Source organism: Flavobacterium sp. MDT1-60, from assembly GCF_014844035.1.
In the GTDB taxonomy this organism is placed as follows: domain Bacteria; phylum Bacteroidota; class Bacteroidia; order Flavobacteriales; family Flavobacteriaceae; genus Flavobacterium.
This window is the reverse complement of the sequence record NZ_CP062159.1, coordinates 4,869,995-4,891,352: the sequence shown is the minus strand read 5'-3', so window position 1 is coordinate 4,891,352 and position 21,358 is coordinate 4,869,995. Positions and strand designations below refer to the sequence as shown.

The window sequence follows — 21,358 nt, the reverse complement described above, 5'->3', positions numbered from 1 at the left end:
CGTAATTAGTATTTAATAACTGATTTCCCTAACATTTCATTTTCAATGGATAATATAATATTACTATCTGTTAATATTAACCCATAGATGTCAATCAATATTATATATTTTTATTACTATTTAAATTATGAAGACAACTAGCAAAAAAATAAGTGTAATTTTAACACTTTCGTGGTGTTTGATCAGTCACGCGCAAGGTACATTGAAAGAATACAAAAGAGCAAATGCTGTAGATTCTTTATTCAGGAATAAGGTGGTTAATTCTCCCAAAGAATTTCATTGGATTGGGAATGATTATGTTTGGTATAGCAATAATCTGTTGAAAGGAAAAGAATTTCTTTTGGTTGATACCAAACAGCAAAAACAAACAGCTGCTTTTGATCATAATAGATTAGGGCAGTCACTTTCAAAAAATTTAGGAAAAGAGATCAGGTCCAAAGATCTTCCGATCGAGAATTTAGAGTTTGATAAAAGTTTGTCAACATTAGTATTTACAACAGACTCACTTAAGTTTTCCTGTAATTTAAATACATACGAATTAACTAAAGTTGGTCCATATAAAAAGCCCTTGAAAAAAGATGATTATTGGGGTGGAAATTTTGATGAATTAGGAAACAAACCAGTAGGCTCCCCGGATTCGCTGCATATCGCTTTTATACAAAACTATAATTTATATATAAAAAACAAAAAGACGAAAGTAGAAACACAATTAAGCTATGATGGTTCAAAGGGGTTTTATTATTCATCCTATATACAGTGGTCGCCAAACAGCCATGAAATAATGGCCTATAAAGTAAGACCAGGCGAGGAGCATAAAATTTATTTTGTAGAATCAAGCCCGTCAGATCAGTTCCAACCGAAACTGCAGACCAGAGATTATCTAAAGCCTGGAGATCAATTGCCGTTTAAAAGTCCGCAATTGTTTGTAGTGGGTTCAAAGAAACAAATCCCGATTGCGACCGATTTATTTCAACAGCAATATGACCTTTCAGGAATTGAATGGAAAGACGATAGTAGTGCTTTTACTTTTGAATACAATCAAAGAGGACATCAGGTATATCGCGTTTTAGAAGTCAATGCCACAACAGGAAAAGTAAAAGTTATTATTGAAGAAACCAGTCCGACTTTTGTAGAATACAGCGGAAAAAGATACCGTTATGACATCAAAAAAAACAATGAGATCATTTGGGCTTCAGAGCGCGACGGATGGAATCATTTATATTTATATGACGCCCTTACCGGAAAAGTAAAAAACCAGATTACTAAAGAAAACTGGCCAGTTAGGGAAGTAATAAAAGTTGATGAAGAGAAAAAACAAATCTATTTTACCGCAAGTGGGTTAGACAAAGATCAGGATCCCTATTTGCTGCAGTTTTGCCGAATCGATTTTAGCGGAAAAAACTTTACAAGATTAACCACTGAAAATGGCAATCATAAAGTGACTTTTTCGCCGGATTATAAATATTATGTTGATCAATATTCGAGAGTAGATGCAGCGCCAATTACGGTTCTAAAAAGTATAGACTCTCAAAAAACGATTGTAGAAATGCAAAAGGCCGATATTTCGGCATTACAGAAAACAGGCTGGACGGCACCGGAAGTTTTTTCAGCCAAAGGAAGAGATGGCAAAACAGATATTTGGGGAGTTATTGTACGCCCCACTACTTTTGATCCTAGTCATAAATATCCAATTATCGAATATATTTATGCAGGTCCACAGGACTCATTTGTTCCGAAAAATTTCCAGCCTTACTATTGGGCAATGTCTTCTTTAGCCGAATTAGGATTCATTGTGGTTCAGATTGACGGAATGGGAACTTCAAACCGTTCAAAAGCGTTTCATGATGTTTGCTGGAAAAATTTAAAAGACGGAGGTTTCCCGGACAGAAAACTTTGGATAAAAGCTGCGGCTGCCAAATATCCTTATATGAATATTGATAAAGTTGGAATTCACGGAACATCAGCAGGCGGACAAAATGCAGGAGCTGCTTTGGTATTTAACTCTGATTTTTATGATGTAGCCGTAGCATCTTGCGGCTGTCATGATAACCGAATGGATAAAATGTGGTGGAATGAACAATGGATGGGCTACCCGGTTGGACCGGAATATGAAGCCTGTTCCAATACGGCCAACGCGGCACAATTAAAAGGAAACCTGATGTTGATTTTAGGAGAGTTGGATGATAATGTTGATCCGGCTTCAACGATGCAATTTGCAAATGCCCTTGTAAAAGCCAATAAAAACTTCGAATTAGTTACCGTTCCCGGAATGGGACATTCAGCCGGAGGAGATTTTGGAGAACGCAAACGCAGGGATTATTTTGTACAGCATTTGTTAGGAGTTATCCCGCCAACCTGGGAGGAAATTTATAATTAGAAAATTCCTGAAAAGAAGAAAAATTAAGATTTTGTAAATCAGTAGAAAAAGAATTAGTGATGAAAAGATATCAGTTATTTATTTGTGTCGTACTAAGTTTTTGGGCATTGAGTACAACAGTACAGGCTCAAAATGGGGATCAGATTTTAGACGGAATTGGAGAAACAGGATTGATTGCACGATACGTTTTTGATGGCGATGCAAAAGACTGGTCGCGAAATAATTTACATGGTAAAATTCAGAATTCTCAAGCCAGGTTTGTGAATGACGAGCAATTCGGCACTGTGCTTTCTTTGCCGGCAGATAGCAAAGCTTATGTTTCGATTCCTGTTGACGGATTAATTGGAGAAGAATCGTTGAGTATTTCAGGATGGATTTTCTTAAGATCTACACAAAGAGATCAACGATTTTTTGATTTTGGAAAAAATGCTGATTCACATTTGTTTTTTGCACCAGTTGGAACAGAAAATGAAGAAGGAATTCAAACGCAGGTTCTTACTGAAACAGCAAAATATAAAACAAAATCGGCAGCTTTAGAAACAGGAAAATGGAATCATGTTGCAGTTGTTTTGAATATTCCTTCCAAATCGATTAGCACTTATGTGAATGGAATACTGGTAAGCGAAACCAAGAATGCAGCACTGGATTTAGCAAAATTATTTGACTATAATGCAGCAGAAAAAAATAGACTTTACATCGGAAAATCACTGGCAGAAGACAATATTTATCTAAATGCAAAATTGCACGATTTCAGAATTTACAGAGTTCCTTTAACGGACAAACAAATTGCCAGAATCTATAACAATGCTTTGAAAGAAGGTCAGGAAGAAGAATCAGGAGAAGAACAAGCAGCAGATTTGCCAAAGTTTGCTGCAACAACTCCACAACTTTATAATCAGTTCCTGAAGAGCGTCTCTGAAGTAAAAGTAGAAACAGTTGTTGGAACACTTCCAAAATTACCGAGTTATATAAAAGGAGTTTATACTAATGGAATTGAAGGACCGGAGGTAAGAGTGATTTGGCCTTCGCCGAAAGATAATAGTCAAGTACTTAAAAAAGGACAATATACCGTAACCGGAAGCATTTCGGGAACAGATTTAAAACCAAAAGCGATTGTAACTGTCAAAGAAGCAAAAGAAACTGCCACACCTGAACGAAAATTAGAAGTATTCAAACTAGATCAGGTGGTATTGAATACTGATCATGAAGGACACCAAACCAAATTTATAGAGAATCGCGACAAGTTCCTGACAACGCTGGCTACGACAGATCCGGATTCTTTTCTATATATGTTTCGCAATGCTTTTGGACAACAACAGCCAAAAGAAGCAGAACCGCTTGGTGTTTGGGATACTCAGGAAACCAAATTGCGCGGTCATGCTACAGGACATTACTTAACTGCAATTGCTCAGGCTTATGCGAGTACGGGTTATGATAAAACGCTTCAGGCTAATTTTGCCAATAAAATGGAATACATGGTCAACACGCTGTATCAATTAGCACAACTTTCCGGAAATCCAAAAGAAACCGGAGGAAAGTTTGTATCAGATCCAACAGCTGTGCCACCAGGATCCGGTAAAACGACTTATGATTCAGATTTGAGTCCGGAAGGGATTCGCACCGACTATCAAAATTGGGGAAAAGGATTTATCAGTGCTTATCCTCCGGATCAATTTATAATGTTAGAAAATGGAGCAACTTACGGAGGACAGAAAACTCAAATTTGGGCGCCTTATTATACATTACATAAAATTCTTGCAGGTTTAATGGATGTTTACGAAGTCAGTGGTAATGAAAAAGCACTTGAAACGGCCAAAGGAATGGGAGATTGGGTTTATGCCCGTATAAAAAAACTGCCAACGGAAACGCTTATTAGTATGTGGAACCGCTATATCGCCGGAGAATTTGGCGGAATGAACGAGGCTATGGCAAGATTGTACAGAATCACAAAAGACCCTCATTATTTAGAAGTAGCGCAATTATTTGACAATATTAAAGTGTTTTACGGTCATGCCAACCACACACATGGACTGGCTAAAAATGTAGATACGTTCAGAGGATTGCATGCCAACCAGCACATTCCACAAATTATGGGAGCATTAGAAATGTACCGTGATTCTAATACACCTGATTATTACCGTATTGCTAATAATTTCTGGTACAAAACAGTAAACGACTATATGTACAGTATCGGAGGAGTTGCAGGGGCACGTAATCCGGCAAATGCAGAATGTTTTATCAGTCAGCCCGCGACGATTTATGAAAATGGTTTTTCATCTGGCGGTCAAAATGAAACCTGTGCGACTTATAATATGCTGAAATTAACTGGAGATTTATTTCTTTACGATCAGCGTGCAGAGTTAATGGATTATTACGAACGTGGTCTTTACAATCACATTCTTTCTTCTGTGGCTGAAAATAGTCCTGCCAATACCTATCATGTACCGTTGAGACCAGGGTCGGTAAAACAATTTGGAAATGCCCACATGACAGGATTTACATGTTGTAACGGTACAGCAATCGAGAGCAATACAAAATTTCAGAATTCTATTTATTTTAAAAGCGCCGATAACAATGCGTTGTATGTAAATCTGTATGTGCCTTCAACCTTAAATTGGACAGAAAAAAAGATAACCATAGAACAAACCACTGATTTTCCTAACGAAGACTTTACAAAACTAACGATCCAAGGCAATGGTAAATTCGATCTTAAAGTGCGAGTGCCACATTGGGCAACCAAAGGATTTTTTGTGAAGATAAACGGCAAGTCTGAAAAAGTAAAAGCACAGCCCGGAAGTTACCTTACATTGAACAGAAAATGGAAAGACGGCGATGTAATTGAGTTGCGCATGCCATTCCAATTTCACTTAGAACCGGTTATGGATCAGCAAAATATAGCCAGTTTATTTTATGGGCCCATATTATTGGCAGCTCAGGAAACTGAACCACTTAAAGATTGGCGAAAAGTAACTTTAGATGTTAAAGATATAAGCAAATCGATACAAGGAGATCCTAAAAAACTGGAGTTCAATATTGAAGGAGTAGTTTACAAACCTTTCTATGAGACGTATGGACGCCACTCAGTTTATCTGGATGTTACATTAAGATAATAGATTAAAAAATAGCTAAAAAGTTCGCCAAGAATTACACTAATTTACACTAATTAATTCGTGAAAATTCGTGCAATTCGTGGCAAAAGAATATTCAGAACCATCAAACCAAAAGCATGAAAAAATCAATTCTAAGTCTTGTTTTATTTTTATTTATGGTAACGCCCTCTTTTTCCAGCGAACTAATAGATATCGTGAATACTTTTCAGTCAGATAAAACAGCATTGCAAAATTTTTATTCCAATAAAGAGTCGGAAGAGTATTATGTGCGCTTTTCTAAATTTTATGCCGATTGGTCAAAAACAGTAAAAAATATTGATTTTAAAAATTTATCTAAAGATGGAAAAATCGATTATTTATTATTGAAAAACCTGATCAGCAAAGAAGATTATTTTCTGCAGATAGAATATAAAGCCTATAAAGAGGTGGCTTCGGTTTTGGATTTTTCAACCGATATTACGCTGTTTATACAAGAAAGAAGAAGAGGAAAAAAACCGGTTTCCAATCAATTGGCCAAAGCATTTGATGTTGCCGGAAATAGTATTGATAAAAAAACAGAGCTATTAAAAACTAAACCTTTTAAAGATTGGTTTGCAGCAGATAAAGCCGCAAAATCTGTTGCTTCTTTTCAGCAATCCTTAAAAGAAGCTTATGAATTTTATTATAGTTATGATCCTGATTTTACCTGGTGGATGGAAAAACCGTATAAAAAACTATCGGAGAAACTCAAAACGTATGAAGATTTTTTAAAAACAAACTACTCCCAAACAAGTATAAAAGATGATGGAAGCGGGATTGTAGGAAAACCAATTGGAAGAGAGGCTATTATAAAAAGTTTGGCCTATGAATATATTCCATATTCTCCTGAAGAATTGATAGCAGCAGCACAAAATCAATTTGAATGGTGCAAAAAAGAAATGATCAAAGCGGCTACAGAAGTAGGTTATGGAAATGATTGGAAAAAGGCATTAGAACATGTTAAAGATACTTATGTTCCGGCAGGCGAACAGCCACAGGCAATTACCAGTTTATACAATCAATCGGTTAAATTTATAGAAGATAAAGATTTAATCACCTTGCCGGATTTAACAAAAGAAACATGGCAGATGATTATGATGACACCGGAACGACAAAAAATAAATCCATTCTTTACCGGAGGCTGGGAAATCAGTATTTCTTATCCAACAAAAGATATGGATCAGAAAGATAAACTGATGAGTATGCGGGGTAATAATCCAAATTTTTCTTTTGCAACAGTTCAGCATGAATTACTTCCCGGACATAATCTGCAGTTTTCCATGAACAGTCGTTACAAATCGTATCGCCAGCCTTTTGATACGCCATTTTGGATGGAAGGCTGGGCTTTGTATTGGGAAATCATACTTTGGAACAAACAATTTCCGCAAACTCCCGAGCAAAAATTAGGAATGTTATTCTGGAGAATACACCGTTGTGCCCGAATTATATTTTCATTAAAATATCATTTAGGAGAAATGACCCCACAGCAATGTATTGATTTATTAGTAAATGAAGTAGGACATGAAAAAGCCAATGCCGAAGCAGAAGTAAGACGTTCCTTTGCCAGTGGAGACGCACCCTTGTACCAGGTTGCCTACATGACGGGAGGTTTGCAATTTTATGCTTTAAGAAATGAATTGCTGGCCAAAGGATGGACAGAAAAACAGTTTCACGACCGCGTTTTAAAAGAGAATATCATGCCGGTAGAGATGTTACGGGTTTTACTCGAAGATTTGCCAGTTTCAGAAGATTATAAAACGAATTGGAAGTTTTCAACCGATTTCAAATAATTAAAATAGTTAAGATTTTATCATTAAAAAGTATAACAAAGAAGCTAAAACAGACTCTGTTTAGATCTTAAATAATAAGAATTATGAAAAAAATAAAATTTTTGACTTTGATGATTTGTTGCTTCATTGCTTCAAATAATTTGCAGGCACAAGAATATTGGGATAAAATTAAAGCGAAAAAATCAACGCTTGAGGTAGAAAAAGGATTTATTAATTTGAATACAAAATCTTTCGAATTAAAATTATTGAAATCTTCTCAAACTGTTGCGGCTTTGTCTCCTCTTACAGATAAGGGTTTTGATTTTACGCCTGGAGAACGACTTTCTATTCGTGATAAAGATGGTCTTTACCAATTGGGAGATATCAATCTTCGGGTAAAAGCAGCTGATGGAAGCTGGAAAAGTTATTCTACAGCTGCTAAGCGAGCTGCTATTATTCCTTTGAATGTTTCAGGAAATGTTTTGGCTGCTGCTGATCTTTCGAATACATTACCAGCAGAAATTCCTTTAACCATAAAACGTTTTTACGAAGAAAAAGAAGGGAATTTAATATTGCGTTTCGAAATCACAAACAAATCAAATAGCGCTCAGGAAATAGGAGCTTTAGGAGTTCCGATGGTTTTTAATAATATTCTCGAAGGAAAAACATTAGACGAAACACATCTTCACAATGTATTCTTTGATCCTTATATTGGTAAAGACGCAGGTTATCTTGAAGTGAAAAGATTAAGCGGTCATGGCCCGGCATTGTTAGTACTTCCAGAGGCCAATATGCCTTTTGAAGCTTATCGTCCATTGTTGGATGACGAAACACCAAGAAGCATCGTTTTTGAAGGTTTTCATGAATGGATGCCATTAAGTAAAGCTTATGCGGATCAGGAATGGAAAACGGCTGAACAATGGAATACGCCAACTTCATTGGTACTTCAGCCAGGAGAAGCTAAAAGTTTTTCATTGAAGTTTGTTTTGGTTGATCAAATTGAAAATATTCAGTCAGGTTTAATTCAAAACGAACGTCCTGTAGCGGTTGGAGTTCCGGGTTACGTTTTGCCTCAGGATGTAGACGGCCAACTTTTTTTAAAATATAAAAAAGCAGTTAAATCTTTTAAAATCGAGCCAGAGGGTGCTTTAGTTGTAGAAGAAAAATCAAAAAACAAGAATGGATATTTTCAATATGCTGTCCACGGAAAAAAATGGGGAAGAGCAAGGTTAACCGTAATTTATGAAGATGGATTAGAGCAAACAATCAATTATAAAGTGATAAAATCAGAAACCAATGTAGTAACTGATTTTGGACATTTCCTGACAACAGCGCAATGGTTTGATGAAAAAAATGACCCTTTTCATAGAAACCCTTCAGTAATCTCTTATGATTATGAAACTAAGAAACAAGTTGTTCAGGACAGTCGTGTCTGGATTTCAGGTTTAAGTGACGAAGGTGGAGCGGGAGGCTGGCTTGGCGCTATCATGAAACAATTAATAGATCCGAATAAAGAAGAAATAGAAAAATTAGAGCAGTTTGTTGATAAAACTTTATGGGGCGGAATTCAGTATAACACAGCTGACACACTTAAATACGGAGTTAAAAAAAGTGTTTTTTATTACGAACCCAAATTAATGCCAGAAGGAACGTACAGTAAGGATGTTAATTATAAAACATGGGCAGCATGGGACAAAAAAGGTTCTGATGATCCGGGAAGATCCTACAATTATCCGCACGTTGCGGCTGCATATTGGACCATGTATCGCCTGGCCAGATATCATGATGGCCTGGTGACCAATCATGCCTGGGACTGGTACTTAAAAAATGCTTATGAAACCAGTATTGCGATGACAAGATTAGCGCCGTATTATGCGCAGTTTGGACAAATGGAAGGAACGGTCTTTTTATTGATTTTAAAAGATTTAAAAACAGAAGGATATACGGAAATGGCCAATACTTTAGAGGCTAAAATGAAGGAAAGAGCAGATCATTGGAGAACCTTAAATTATCCTTTCGGAAGTGAAATGCCTTGGGATTCAACAGGTCAGGAAGAAGTATATATGTGGTCTGATTATTTTGGGTATACCGATAAAGCGAAAATAACGCTGGACGCTATTTTAGCCTATATGCCTACAATGCCACACTGGGCTTATAATGGAAATGCCCGCAGATATTGGGATTTTTTATATGGAGGAAAATTATCCAGAGTTGAGCGCCAGATTCATCATTATGGCTCTGCTTTAAATGCAATTCCGGTTTTGGAGCAGTTCAGAAAAACCCCTGATGATTTTCATTTGCTAAAAGTAGGTTATGGCGGATTATTAGGCGGAATTTCAAATATTACAGAAGATGGTTTTGGAGCTGCAGCTTTCCATTCTTATCCTGAAACTTTAAGAATTGATTATTTATCCGGAGATTATGGTTCGGGTTTCTTTGGCTATGCTGTCAATACAGCTACTTTTATTACCAATGAAAAAGAGTACGGCTGGGTAGCGTTTGGAGGTAATTTAAAAGAGAAAGGAGATGAGGTTGAAGTAGATGTTACAACAGCTGCAAAATCTAAAATATTCATCGCTCCAAAGAAAATTTGGCTGACATTAGATGCAGGAACTTTTAAAAAAGTAAGCTACAATACTAAAACGGATGCTATTACAATTACTTTAGATGCTAAAACGCCTTATACTCAAAATGCTTACTTAAGAGTAGACAAAGAGGTAAAATTACCTTATGAAAAAATTAGAGGCGCCTATAAAATCGCTTTGAAAAGTAAAACTGTTCAAATTAAATTATAAGTATGAAATGAAGCAAAAATCAAAAAAACACCTTTTCTATAAAATAATATTTATTTTATTTGGAATACTTACCAGTTTAAATTCCAGTGCTCAAAATTTTGACAAATACTTTCCAAAAAAAGACCTGACAACAGTAGGAGTATATTATTACCCTGAACATTGGGACCAGAGTCAGTGGGATCGTGATTTGAAAAAAATTGCTGAAATGGGTTTCGAGTTTACCCATTTTGGCGAATTTGCATGGGCACAATTAGAACCACAAGAAGGTGTTTATGATTTTAAATGGCTGGACAAAGCTGTTGGTATTGCTGCAAAATATAATTTAAAAATTGTCATGTGTACCTCAACGGCTACTCCTCCAGTTTGGCTGGTTCGCCAGCATCCGGATATATTGGCTACTTATGAAGACGGCACTAAAACAGATCACGGTTCAAGACAACATGCGTCATTTTCAAGTAATTATTATCGCGCCTATTCTTTAAAAATGATTGAACAATTGGCGAAAAGATATGGCAACAATAAAAATATTATTGGTTGGCAGGTAGATAATGAGCCTTCGCGTTTTCTGGATTATGGACCAGATGCACTGCAACGCTATCGCAATTGGTTAAAAGAAAAATATGTAACTATTGATGCTTTAAATGAAGCCTGGGGAAACAATTTCTGGAGTGGAATTTACAGCAATTTTGACCAGATTAATATTCCGCTGCACAAGGAATGGGGAATGAATTTACACTCCCAATTAGATCATTATCGATTTGCAGATCAGGAAACGGCAACATTTCTGGATAGTCAGGCGCTTACCATACGCAAATACATAACCAGAGACCAATGGATTACTTCTAATTACAGATCCAATTATGATGAAAGCTTTGTTGGAATGAGCAAGGAATTGGATTTTGACTGTTATACACGGTATTTAGTTTACGGAGGAAGTCCTGGAATTGGTCCGAAAGGATATCGCTTAGGAGACTATACCAGTATCGGAATGTCTAATGATTTTTTTTCGACCTTTAAAAGGAATGTATGGTTGTATGGAACTGCAGCCGGGACAAGTAAACTGGGGAAGTATCAATCCGCAGCCATTACCGGGAAGTATCCGTATGTGGCTGTGGCATGTTTTTGCAGGAGGCAGTAAATTTGCATGTACATATCGTTTTCGGGCTCCTTTGTATGGTTATGAGCAATTTCATTATGGTATTGTCGGTACAGATGGCGTTACACCAACTGTTGGAGGTATAGAATTCAGTCAGTTTATAAAAGAAATTGATACATTAAGAAAAAAGTATGATGCCAAAGCAGTATTACCCGATTACTATTTAAAACGTAAAACCGGAATTTTATTCAATGCGGATAATGTGATGGGCATTGAGTTAAACAAGCAAACAAAAGAGTGGAATACCATAGGACATTTTTTAAAATATTATAAAGCAACAAAATCGATGGGTGCGCCAGTTGATTTTGTTCGGGATACAACAAATTTCTCAAATTACCCTTTTTTGATAGTGCCTGCTTATCAAATGATTGATCAAAATATGATTGATAAACTGACTTTGTATGCTAAAAACGGAGGAAATTTAATCATGAGCTGTCGATCCGGAATTCAAAATCGTAAAGGCCATCTTTGGGAAGCAAAATTCTATGAACCAATGTGGAATTTAATAGGTTCTCAAATAGAATCATATGATTTGTTAATGCCACAGTCTCCGGGTATAATAAAATTTGATAATCGGGAATTTGGCTGGACAAGTTGGGGAGATTTATTAAAGCCAAATAAAGAGACAGAAATTTGGGGAACTTATGACGGCGATTTTTATTCAGGAACTCCCGCTATTATTTCACGTAATTTAGGTAAAGGAACAGTTACCTACATTGGCGTAGATTCCAAAAATGGCGAACTTGAAAAACAAGTATTAAGAAAATTATACCAAAAACAAAATACGCCTATAGAAAATTATCCTGAAGGAATTATGGTAGAGTATCGCGATGGATTTGGTATCGCAGTCAATTATTCAGATAAAATCTACAATGTCAATTTACCAAAAAGTGCTAAAATTATTATTGGAACTACAGCAATAAAAACTGCTGATGTACTGGTTTGGAAATATTAATAGAAATAAGCTATTCAAGTTAATTACAATTGCAATGCTGAAAAAGAAACTATTATACAGTCTTATCATACTTGTTTTTACAGGAACCATTTTTGCTCAAAAGGATGTTGATGTAAATTCTCCCGGTGCAGGAAATCCTGTTTTACCTGGCTGGTTTGCTGACCCCACTATTAAAAAGTTTGGAGATACTTATTACATCTACGCTACTACTGATAACGAAATGCTGGCATCTGGAGCACCGACAGTCTGGTATAGCAAAGACTTTAAAAATTGGTACAATTATATTATGGAAATCCCGTCGTTTTCGGCCAAATCCATAACTAATTTTTGGGCTCCTGATATTGTTCAGGGAGATGATGGTAAGTATTATTTGTATTTTGGAAACTGTGAAATAGGCTGTAATATTTATGGTTATGTTTCCGATTCGCCTGTTGGTCCCTGGAAAAAATTAAGCGATCAGGATGTTCCGGTAATTTCAAACGGATATCCCAGAGAAGGTTTTCCATCTTTGGACGCACAGTTTTTTAAAGATGCCGATGGTAAAATTTATGGCTATTGGGGAACCTGGGTGCATTACAATGGAGGATATGCCGTGGGAGAATTGAATAAAAAAACAATGAGTGATATGATTCATTCAGCCAATATACCGCTAGCACAAACTCCGGCACCTTTTGAAGCTGCTTATATGATGAAGAAAGGTTCTAAATACATCCTGATGTACTCCGGAGCTTCTTGTCATGATGAAACCTACAATGTCCGTTACTCTTATTCCGATTCGCCTTACGGGCCTTTTACGCCAGGAAAAAATAATCCGATTTTGAGTACCAATGAAGATAAAACGGTGCATGGTCCCGGGCATCATTCTATCTTACAGGAAAAAGATGATTACTATATTGTATATCACAAACACGATTATCCTATGACCAGAGGCGGGCTAGCCAGACAGGTTTGTATCGATAAAATGATTTTTCAAAACGATTCGACAATTAAAACGGTTGTACCTTCAAATAAAGGAATATATGATTTGGTAAAGTCTGAAGTTCCTCAGGATATTGCTTTTGGAACAAAAACTACTGCTTCTTCTTTTTATCATTTAAAATCTACTCAGTACGATTATGAATATAAACCTTCTTATGCTACTGATGATAATAATGCCACAATGTGGAAAGCAGCTGATAATACAACTCCTCAATACTTAATTGTCGATTTGGGTTCAGAAAAAAAGATAAAAAGGGTAATGACCCAATTTGAATTTGCCAGTTATTATTACCAATATAAATTGGAGTATTCTTTGAACGGAACTAAATGGCAGCAGTATGCTGATAAATCTAAAAATCGTACAGCGGGAAGTCCAATGATTGATGATAACGATGTGACGGCACGATATATAAAACTAACCGTTTTAGCGACCGAAAAAACAGGACTTTATCCTGCAGTCTGGAACATCAAAGTATATAGTTCCTTATTTGAAATTCCATTACCAGTACAAAATAAAGCATCCAATATAGCTCCTGCAGTAAAAAGTACGAAGAAACTTTTAGTTGATTTAGACGCAAGTAAAATGGCTAACAATTCAGATCTAAACACCATTTCTAATAAAGGTTCTATTGGTGGAATTTTTACAAGAAGCGGCGATATCTCTTTAGAAAATTCTGAAGGGATCAAAGCCTTCAATTTCAAAAATGGCGCTTTTACTTTGGATAAAACAGTGCCAAAATCCTTGGCCTGGAATGGCTCTTATACAGTAGCCACCTGGGTTAAAAATCCTGAAATTGAAAAAGAAGGGGAAATTCTGGCTTCATGGTGTGACAGAACTGCGTTTAGTTTAGCCAATTCATACAATGCTTTGGCTTACAATAGTGGTAATTATGGTGCAGGAGTACATTTAGACGGTCATTTTGATATGAAGTTTAATAAAATACCCGAAGCGAATAAATGGCATTATATTGTTTTAACTTTTGATGGAGTTGTTGAGAAGGTGTATGTAGATGGTATTTTAGATAATTCGCAGAACATGCTATTATCTTCGGCAATTGATAAAGCCAAAATTATAATTGGAGGATCAGATATTGGTGAAAATTTCTCTGGTTTTATTGCCTCATTACGCTTGTATGATTATGCTTTGAATCAGAAAGACTTACTTCAACTGATGAAACAGACAAAACCTAAAATAGAATAAATTAAGATTGATTAATTTTACTGTTTAACGAAAAAATAAAAAAAATGACAATTGGTATTGGCGGTTCTACTGCAGTAATTGAATTAGAAAAAATAGAAAACAGAACTCTGGATGTACAACCTATTCTGCTAACGGAATACTTGGAACGTATACAAAAGGCAGCACAATTGATGAAGAAGTTTTCTGTTAAAGCGATATATCTTAACGCCGGAACAAACCTGTATTATTTTACAGGAACACTTTGGAATGCTTCTGAAAGAATGGTAGGTGCAATACTTTTTGAAGACGGTTCTTTAGAATATATAGTACCAAAATTTGAAGAAGGTACATTTAAAAAATACATGCAGGTAGAATCGACTATTAATTGCTGGGAAGAACACGAATCTCCCTATGTTTTATTTGGAAAGTTACTGAAAGATAAAAAAAATAGCAGTGGATCAATAGCCATTGATGAGTCTTCTCCTTATTTCTTAGTTGATGGAATTGCAAAGGCAAATAATAGCTATGATTTTATAACAGCGCAAAATATTACTTCAGCCTGCCGAATGCAAAAATCAAAAAATGAAATTGCCATTATTCAAAAAGCAAAAGATATCACGATGGAAGTTCAAAGAGCTGCTGCCAGGATACTAAGACCCGGGATTACAGTTAGCGAAGTGACAGATTTTATAAACAAAGCGCATATAAAAGCAGGAATACCTTCTGGTTCTTATTTCTGTATTGTTCTGTTTGCAGATGATACACAATATCCTCATGGTGTTTCGATTCCTCAACCCTTAAAAGAAAATGAAGCCGTTATTATTGATACAGGCTGCAGGTTGCAAGGGTATCTTTCGGATATTACAAGATCGTATGTTTATGGAACTGCTTCGGAGGAATATAAAACGATTTGGAATTTAGAAAAAGAGGTACAACGTGCTGCTTTTGAGGCTGCAAAAATTGGTTCTTCATGCGGATCAGTAGATGATGCAGCCCGAAAAACATTGGCTGAAGCCGGATTAAGCCCGGATTATGATTTACCCGGATTACCCCACAGAGTAGGACACGGAACCGGACTTGATATTCATGAATATCCGTATTTAGTCCGCGGAAGCGAAATAAAACTGTCCGAAGGCGTGGTAGTAAGTAACGAACCTATGATTTGTATTCCCGGAAAATTTGGAATCAGACATGAAGATCATTTTTATATGACTGAAGAAGGAGCAAAATGGTTCACTACACCTATGCAAAGTGTTGATAACCCATTTGGATATTAATTTAGTAATAAAAAACAAAAGATGAAGCGATTCTTACTGTTATTCCTCACAATTGTTTATTGCTCTGTTCAGGCACAGGAAAGTGTTATGATTACTGTTGAAACTGAAAGTTCGGCTTTGGTTTTGAAAGTAGGGAAAAATAAAAAATTGTATCAAACATACTTTGGAACCAAGTTGAATAACAGTTTAGAATATGAATTGATTTCGAAAGAAAATACAAAGAAGTTTGTGGTAAATGATGGAAATCCTCTAATTGATTTGCGTCATGCAGCTTATCCCACTTTTGGTACAGATAATTTATTTGAACCCGCTATCAGGGTAACGCATAACGACGGAAATCCTTCATTAGAATTAGAATATCAAAGTCATACTTCTCAAAAAACAGATGCTAACGCTACAGAAATCATTATCAAATTAAAAGACCCCCAATATCCCGTTTTTGTCAATCTTCATTATAAAATATTTTATAAAGAAGATGTTATTGAGTCCTGGACAGAAATAGAACATCAGGAAAAAAAAGCGATAACACTTTATAACTATGCCTCATCGGCTTTACATCTGGATGCTGATACATATTGGCTTACACAATTTTACAGCGATGTTGTCGAAGAAATGAGAATGGAAGAAAGCCAGCTAACAAGAGGAAGTAAAATCATTGACTCAAAATTAGGAGTTCGAACCAACATGTTTGCATCGCCGAGTTTTTTCTTTCTTTAAATTCAAAATCGGGAGAAAATACAGGCGAAGTCATTGCAGGTTCAATTGCCTGGTCAGGAAATTTTAAATACACATTTGAAATAGACAATAATAACGAACTAAGAATTATTTCAGGAATCAATGAGTTTGCATCAGAATACAATTTAGAACCCGGAAAAATATTCAAAACACCTCCATTTATTTATACATTTTCGAATCACGGAAAAGGGCAGGCCAGCAGAAATTTACATGCCTGGGCAAGAAAATACGGACTTAAAGATGGTGAAAAACCACGTTTAACTTTATTAAATAATTGGGAGACTACATTTTTTGATTTTGATCAGGTTAAATTGACCAAGATGTTTGAAGATGCCAAAACACTGGGAGTTGATATGTTTTTGCTTGACGATGGCTGGTTTGGAAATAAATATCCAAGAAGCGGTTCCGTATCAGGATTGGGTGACTGGCAGGCCACAAAAACAAAGTTGCCTGACGGAATTGGTTATCTGATGGAAAAAGCCATAGAAACCAATGTGAAATTTGGTATTTGGATTGAACCGGAAATGGTCAATGAAAAAAGCGAGCTATATGAAAAACATCCGGATTGGGTTCTAAGTTTGCCTAATCGTGAAAAGAGCATTTATCGCACCCAATTGGTTTTAGATTTATGCAACCCAAAAGTTCAGGATTTTGTATTTAAAGTGGTAGATGATATTATGCAGACCCAGTCTGGTGTGGCCTTTTTTAAATGGGACTGCAACCGAATGATGACCAGTGCCTATTCGACGTATTTAAAAAATCAGCAATCCCATTTATTTATTGAATATACAAAGGGTTTGTATAAGGTTTTAGACAAAATAAAATCCAAATATCCCAACCTTCCCATGATGCTTTGTGCAGGTGGCGGCGGCAGGGTTGATTATGGATTACTGAATTATTTTACTGAGTTTTGGGCCAGCGACAATACAGATCCTTTTGACCGTGTGTTTATTCAATGGGGATATTCTAATTTTTATCCTTCGCTGGCTACTTGTAACCACGTGACCTCCATGGGAAATCAAACCATTAAATTTAAAACCGATGTTGCTATGATGGGAAAATTAGGTTTTGATATTAACGTTGGAGGATTAAAGCCAAACGAATTAAAATTTTGCCAGGACGCTGTTGCTAATTACAAACGATTAAGTCCGGTAATTTGGCAAGGAGATTTGTACCGATTAATCTCGCCTTATGCAGATACCAGAGCTGTATTAATGTATGTAAATAAGGATAAAACACAATCGGTAGTTTTTTCATATACCCTGCATCCGCTGACGGATCCTAATTACAGTCTGGTGCGACTGGAAGGGCTTGACCCTTCAAAAAAGTATAAAGTAAAAGAAATTAATATAATGCCCGAAAGCAGAAATACTTTTGAAGAATCAGGTAGTGTCTTTTCAGGTGATTATCTAATGAAAATTGGATTAAAAGTTTCTTCTTCCAAACAGGAAAGCAGTATTGTCTTAGAGATCATAGATGCAGAACTAAAAAAGTAACGGAGCAAAGTATAAAAATTCGCAGTTTAAAAAATTTTGGTTTGTAACTATTTGTGTAACAGATTCATATATTTAATAAATAGGTAAAATAGTATTAATTGAAGGTAATATTGTCTTATAAAGACTATAATTTCAGAATTATATTTACAAAATAATGCTATTACTTAACCTATTAATTAATATTACTATGAAAAAACTTTTACTACTAGTTGTCGTATTTCTGGCCAGTCATTTTGCAATTGCCCAGAAAACACTTTTTACTCCCACAGAATGGAGTGATCCCAATAATGAGTTTTATAATAAAGTATCCAGCTCCAGAAAGTATGAGTCTACGAACTTTGTACTCTATTGGGGTGATAAAGTAGGTACAAATCCGGCTGTTTATTCTGATGCCGCATTAAGGTTTACACCAAAATCGGTTGCAGATACCCTTGAAACCAGCTTTAAGCGGTATATAACCGATTTGCATTTTATTAATAATGCTCCAACAACAAATTTCGGCAAGTACAAAATCATTATTATGATGATGAACACCTGGAATTCTACAGATCCACGGTTAGAGGCTTTTGCACAGGCTAGTTCATTTAGTAATACCATTGGTGCTATGTTTGTACATCCTGAAGCCACCAGAGACGGAGGGGCATTATCGCATGAGTTTGCACACACGCTGCAGATGATGATGCATATTCAGGAAAATCCAGGCAACGGAACTGCATTCTCCGGCTATGATTGGGCGGGTCCGTTTTTTGAAGGCCATGCTAATTTTATGCGGGCTCAGGCGTATTCTCAATGGTCAGAGATTGATGGTACTTTAACCAGGTGGATACAGACCAAACATTTTATGTGGTCCTCTAATCGACATCACTACACGAATTTTCATTTAATGTATTATGTTCAGGAAAAAGAGGGTTTTGATTTTACAAGACGTATGTGGGCAGAATCTATCAATGAAGAACATCCCCTTGAAACAATTAAGAGACTAAAAGGCTTTACACAGGATCAACTTGATGATTATCTTTGGGGTTATGCACAAAGACAGCCTGCATTCGACTATCCTATTCAATGGAATTCCCAAATAAATACGACCAGTAATTTTGGAAAGACAATCAGAAGCGTTTACAATAGCATAAAGACCAATATGCCGCGTTATACCAGCAGGCAATACACACTGTTAACTAAAGTTACAGGTACAACAGATCAATATTATACCAATAATGACTGGGCTCCGCAGGATTACGGAATGAATGTAATTCCACTATACCCAACATGTGCGGGAACTCAAAAGAAAGTTACAATTAAGTTCAAAGGACATACAGAAGTTAATCCAACTCAGGCAGGCTGGAGATATGGTTTTGTTACCACAAAAACAGATGGTACAATATCTCGTTACAGTCCAATGTATAAAACTGATGGTGAGGCTTCTTTTACTCTTAATACAGCTACAGAAGCAAATATTTTTCTGGTAGTTTTCTCAGCACCGAAAGTTCATGTTAATTACAATATGGATGTGGGTTACCCTAAGCAAAGAAGATATCCTTATGAACTAAAAATTGCAAATGCCACTCCGGAAGGATATCAGCCGGCAGCTAGTTTTAGAAGTTTTCTTAAAACAAATGGACATTTACATACTAACGGAGGAGGATGGGTATCTAATAATGCGACTGTTGCATCAACAGTTTATGTTGGACCTTATGCAGTTGTCAGAGCCGGTACTATTTCAGGAAACGCCCGTATAGATGAATATGCAATGGTAGATGGAGGAACTATAAATGGTAATGCAATTGTAAGAGGAAATGCATGCGTTTATAATGCAACTTTATCCAATAGTGCCATTGTTGAAGGTAATGCCTGGATGGAAGGAGGCTCAGTTTCAAATACAGCTAATATTAAAGGAAATGCCATGCTGTTTGCCGGAAATTTCGGCAGCTCAGTTGTAGTGGGCGGCGATGCAGAAATTGGCAGTTGCGCTACGCCGGGTGTTTATTTGCAATTTCCTTACTGGAGAAACGGCAGAGCAGATTGCGATGGTAAAGGAGCTAGTGATACGTCTAATATCGATATAAATCCAGCATTTACAAATTTTACAGCCGCACAAATGGCTTTTAGTACAACACCAACATGTACAGTAAGTGCGCTTGCCGCCAATAAGGCAATTCCTGATTCAGAAGAGGATTTGAGTATTTACCCTAATCCAACATCGGCAAACATCAATATAACTTTTCTGCAAACTGAGCAGCAAAAGGTTACCATTTCATTATTTGATATGAATGGACGTAAGTTAAATGTTATCACGAATCAGATCTATGAAGTTGGCAGAATTGAAATTCCGTTCAATTGCAGCCATTTGATTAAAGGAGTTTATCTATTACGCATTCAAACCGGAAACACTATTGTAAATAAATCATTTATTAAGCAATAGCTATTTATTATTTTTAGCGTGCCATTTATTTGCCTGGGAGATTTAGTATAAAAACAAAAGCAAATAACATGGTAACGATCGGACAAGGAGCCTGCAAAATATTTATTTTGCAGGCTTTTTTTTAGTTTCTGTAACATCCAATTCATAGTTGTTTTCGGATTTGTATCTAGTGTTATTCAAATTATTTTATTTATCAAAGGCCTGTTGTAAATCTGTTTTGATTTCATCAATTAGATGCAAACGTAATTTTCCATGTGAAATGTTAATACAATGTTTTATAATGGGACTGTTTTATTAATATAAACGTAACCTTATCGACCTACCCTGATTTTAATTTTGAAGACATATTATAAAACAACACACTGTAGAATATGTCATTTTTAAAATTAAGAATACATCGAAAAAAAATAATCAGGATTGGTGATTTAATAACCGCCGTTCATTCACTAAATAATACAAAAGTGACCTATTATGTATAAGAGGTTTACCGATGAAGAGCTTGTTGAATTACTAAGACAAGGAAAAGATAAAGCGTTTGATGAATTGTATTTTCGGTATCGGGATGTATTGGTTCGCTTTGTTTATATGCGAATGAAATCTGTTCCTGTTTCTGAAGAAATTGTTCAGGAGGTTTTTACCACAATTTGGGAACGCCGAAAGATTTTGGTTATTCAAAAGAAATTTTCGGCCTATATCTATACTTCGGTTCGATATACGACTTTAGATTATATAAAATCACACACTATTACCGACCAATATATCAAGGAGGTTGTCGATAGAAGCAATAATAACTACAGCAGTACCAGCACTACTGAAGATGCTATCTATTATGAAGAACTACAAGAAGCGGTAGATAAAGCCACTTTGTTACTTCCAAAAAAATCTAAAGAAGTTTTTATTTTAAGTCGCATCAAACACTACACTAACAAAGAGATAGCCGAAGAACTTAATGTTTCGCACGAAACCGTAAAGTATCATATTGCTTATGCGCTAAAATTTATGCGAAGCTATTTGAGCGAATTCAACTGACAACAGATTTACAAATTTTGATATACGCTTTTTTCTTAACAAAAGCGTAACCTTATCAACCTAC

12 protein-coding genes are annotated in these 21,358 nt (G+C 36.0%); all 12 read left to right on the top strand.

Features of this window, described 5'->3' with window-relative positions; all coding sequences use genetic code 11:
- Positions 1-127: 127 nt before the first annotated feature.
- The 12 genes from IHE43_RS20555 to IHE43_RS20510 all read left to right on the top strand — a co-directional run bounded on the left by IHE43_RS20555 (position 128) and on the right by IHE43_RS20510 (position 21,294).
- On the top strand, positions 128-2,377 hold the full coding sequence (locus IHE43_RS20555; protein ID WP_192185641.1) for a S9 family peptidase: 2,250 nt from the start codon (positions 128-130) through the stop codon (positions 2,375-2,377).
- Positions 2,378-2,436: 59 nt separating this feature from the next.
- Positions 2,437-5,487 (top strand): beta-L-arabinofuranosidase domain-containing protein, encoded by a 3,051-nt coding sequence (locus tag IHE43_RS20550; protein WP_192185640.1) that lies wholly within the window; start codon positions 2,437-2,439, stop codon positions 5,485-5,487.
- A 116-nt stretch (positions 5,488-5,603) separates the two neighbouring features.
- Positions 5,604-7,295 carry a DUF885 family protein gene (locus tag IHE43_RS20545; RefSeq protein WP_192185639.1) on the top strand — a complete coding sequence of 564 codons (1,692 nt, stop codon included), beginning with the start codon at positions 5,604-5,606 and terminating at the stop codon, positions 7,293-7,295.
- A gap of 83 nt (positions 7,296-7,378) precedes the next feature.
- A complete protein-coding gene (locus IHE43_RS20540) occupies positions 7,379-10,069 on the top strand; it encodes a DUF5695 domain-containing protein (RefSeq protein WP_192185638.1) in 2,691 nt (896 codons plus the stop codon).
- 7 nt (positions 10,070-10,076) lie between these two features.
- A complete protein-coding gene (locus IHE43_RS23925; RefSeq protein WP_255513812.1) occupies positions 10,077-11,207 on the top strand; it encodes a beta-galactosidase in 1,131 nt (376 codons plus the stop codon).
- Positions 11,104-12,180 carry a beta-galactosidase trimerization domain-containing protein gene (locus IHE43_RS23920; RefSeq protein WP_255513811.1) on the top strand — a complete coding sequence of 359 codons (1,077 nt, stop codon included), beginning with the start codon at positions 11,104-11,106 and terminating at the stop codon, positions 12,178-12,180. The genes IHE43_RS23925 and IHE43_RS23920 overlap by 104 nt, the downstream gene beginning before the upstream one ends.
- A gap of 34 nt (positions 12,181-12,214) precedes the next feature.
- On the top strand, positions 12,215-14,359 hold the full coding sequence (locus tag IHE43_RS20530; protein WP_192185637.1) for a family 43 glycosylhydrolase: 2,145 nt from the start codon (positions 12,215-12,217) through the stop codon (positions 14,357-14,359).
- 44 nt (positions 14,360-14,403) lie between these two features.
- On the top strand, positions 14,404-15,615 hold the full coding sequence (locus tag IHE43_RS20525) for a Xaa-Pro peptidase family protein (protein WP_192185636.1): 1,212 nt from the start codon (positions 14,404-14,406) through the stop codon (positions 15,613-15,615).
- Positions 15,616-15,636: 21 nt separating this feature from the next.
- Positions 15,637-16,332 carry a glycoside hydrolase family 36 N-terminal domain-containing protein gene (locus IHE43_RS23915; protein ID WP_255513810.1) on the top strand — a complete coding sequence of 232 codons (696 nt, stop codon included), beginning with the start codon at positions 15,637-15,639 and terminating at the stop codon, positions 16,330-16,332.
- Positions 16,281-17,846: an alpha-galactosidase gene (locus IHE43_RS23910; RefSeq protein ID WP_370526752.1), complete on the top strand. Its 1,566-nt coding sequence runs from the start codon at positions 16,281-16,283 to the stop codon at positions 17,844-17,846. Before IHE43_RS23915 ends, IHE43_RS23910 begins: the two co-directional genes overlap by 52 nt.
- A 187-nt stretch (positions 17,847-18,033) precedes the next feature.
- On the top strand, positions 18,034-20,265 hold the full coding sequence (locus tag IHE43_RS20515) for a DUF6055 domain-containing protein (RefSeq protein ID WP_192185635.1): 2,232 nt from the start codon (positions 18,034-18,036) through the stop codon (positions 20,263-20,265).
- A gap of 471 nt (positions 20,266-20,736) precedes the next feature.
- The gene (locus tag IHE43_RS20510; RefSeq protein WP_192185634.1) at positions 20,737-21,294 is read left to right on the top strand and encodes an RNA polymerase sigma-70 factor; all 558 of its coding nucleotides are present in this window, start codon (positions 20,737-20,739) and stop codon (positions 21,292-21,294) included.
- Positions 21,295-21,358 lie beyond the last annotated feature (64 nt).

Excerpts from the sequence above, each read along its gene's own strand:
- IHE43_RS20555 (WP_192185641.1), top strand. The coding sequence starts at position 128 with ATGAAGACAACTAGCAAAAAAATAAGTGTAATTTTAACACTTTCGTGG.
- IHE43_RS20550 (WP_192185640.1), top strand. The coding sequence starts at position 2,437 with ATGAAAAGATATCAGTTATTTATTTGTGTCGTACTAAGTTTTTGGGCA.
- IHE43_RS20545 (WP_192185639.1), top strand. The coding sequence starts at position 5,604 with ATGAAAAAATCAATTCTAAGTCTTGTTTTATTTTTATTTATGGTAACG.
- IHE43_RS20540 (WP_192185638.1), top strand. The coding sequence starts at position 7,379 with ATGAAAAAAATAAAATTTTTGACTTTGATGATTTGTTGCTTCATTGCT.
- IHE43_RS23925 (WP_255513812.1), top strand. The coding sequence starts at position 10,077 with ATGAAGCAAAAATCAAAAAAACACCTTTTCTATAAAATAATATTTATT.
- IHE43_RS23920 (WP_255513811.1), top strand. The coding sequence starts at position 11,104 with ATGGAACTGCAGCCGGGACAAGTAAACTGGGGAAGTATCAATCCGCAG.
- IHE43_RS20530 (WP_192185637.1), top strand. The coding sequence starts at position 12,215 with ATGCTGAAAAAGAAACTATTATACAGTCTTATCATACTTGTTTTTACA.
- IHE43_RS20525 (WP_192185636.1), top strand. The coding sequence starts at position 14,404 with ATGACAATTGGTATTGGCGGTTCTACTGCAGTAATTGAATTAGAAAAA.
- IHE43_RS23915 (WP_255513810.1), top strand. The coding sequence starts at position 15,637 with ATGAAGCGATTCTTACTGTTATTCCTCACAATTGTTTATTGCTCTGTT.
- IHE43_RS20515 (WP_192185635.1), top strand. The coding sequence starts at position 18,034 with ATGAAAAAACTTTTACTACTAGTTGTCGTATTTCTGGCCAGTCATTTT.
- IHE43_RS20510 (WP_192185634.1), top strand. The coding sequence starts at position 20,737 with ATGTATAAGAGGTTTACCGATGAAGAGCTTGTTGAATTACTAAGACAA.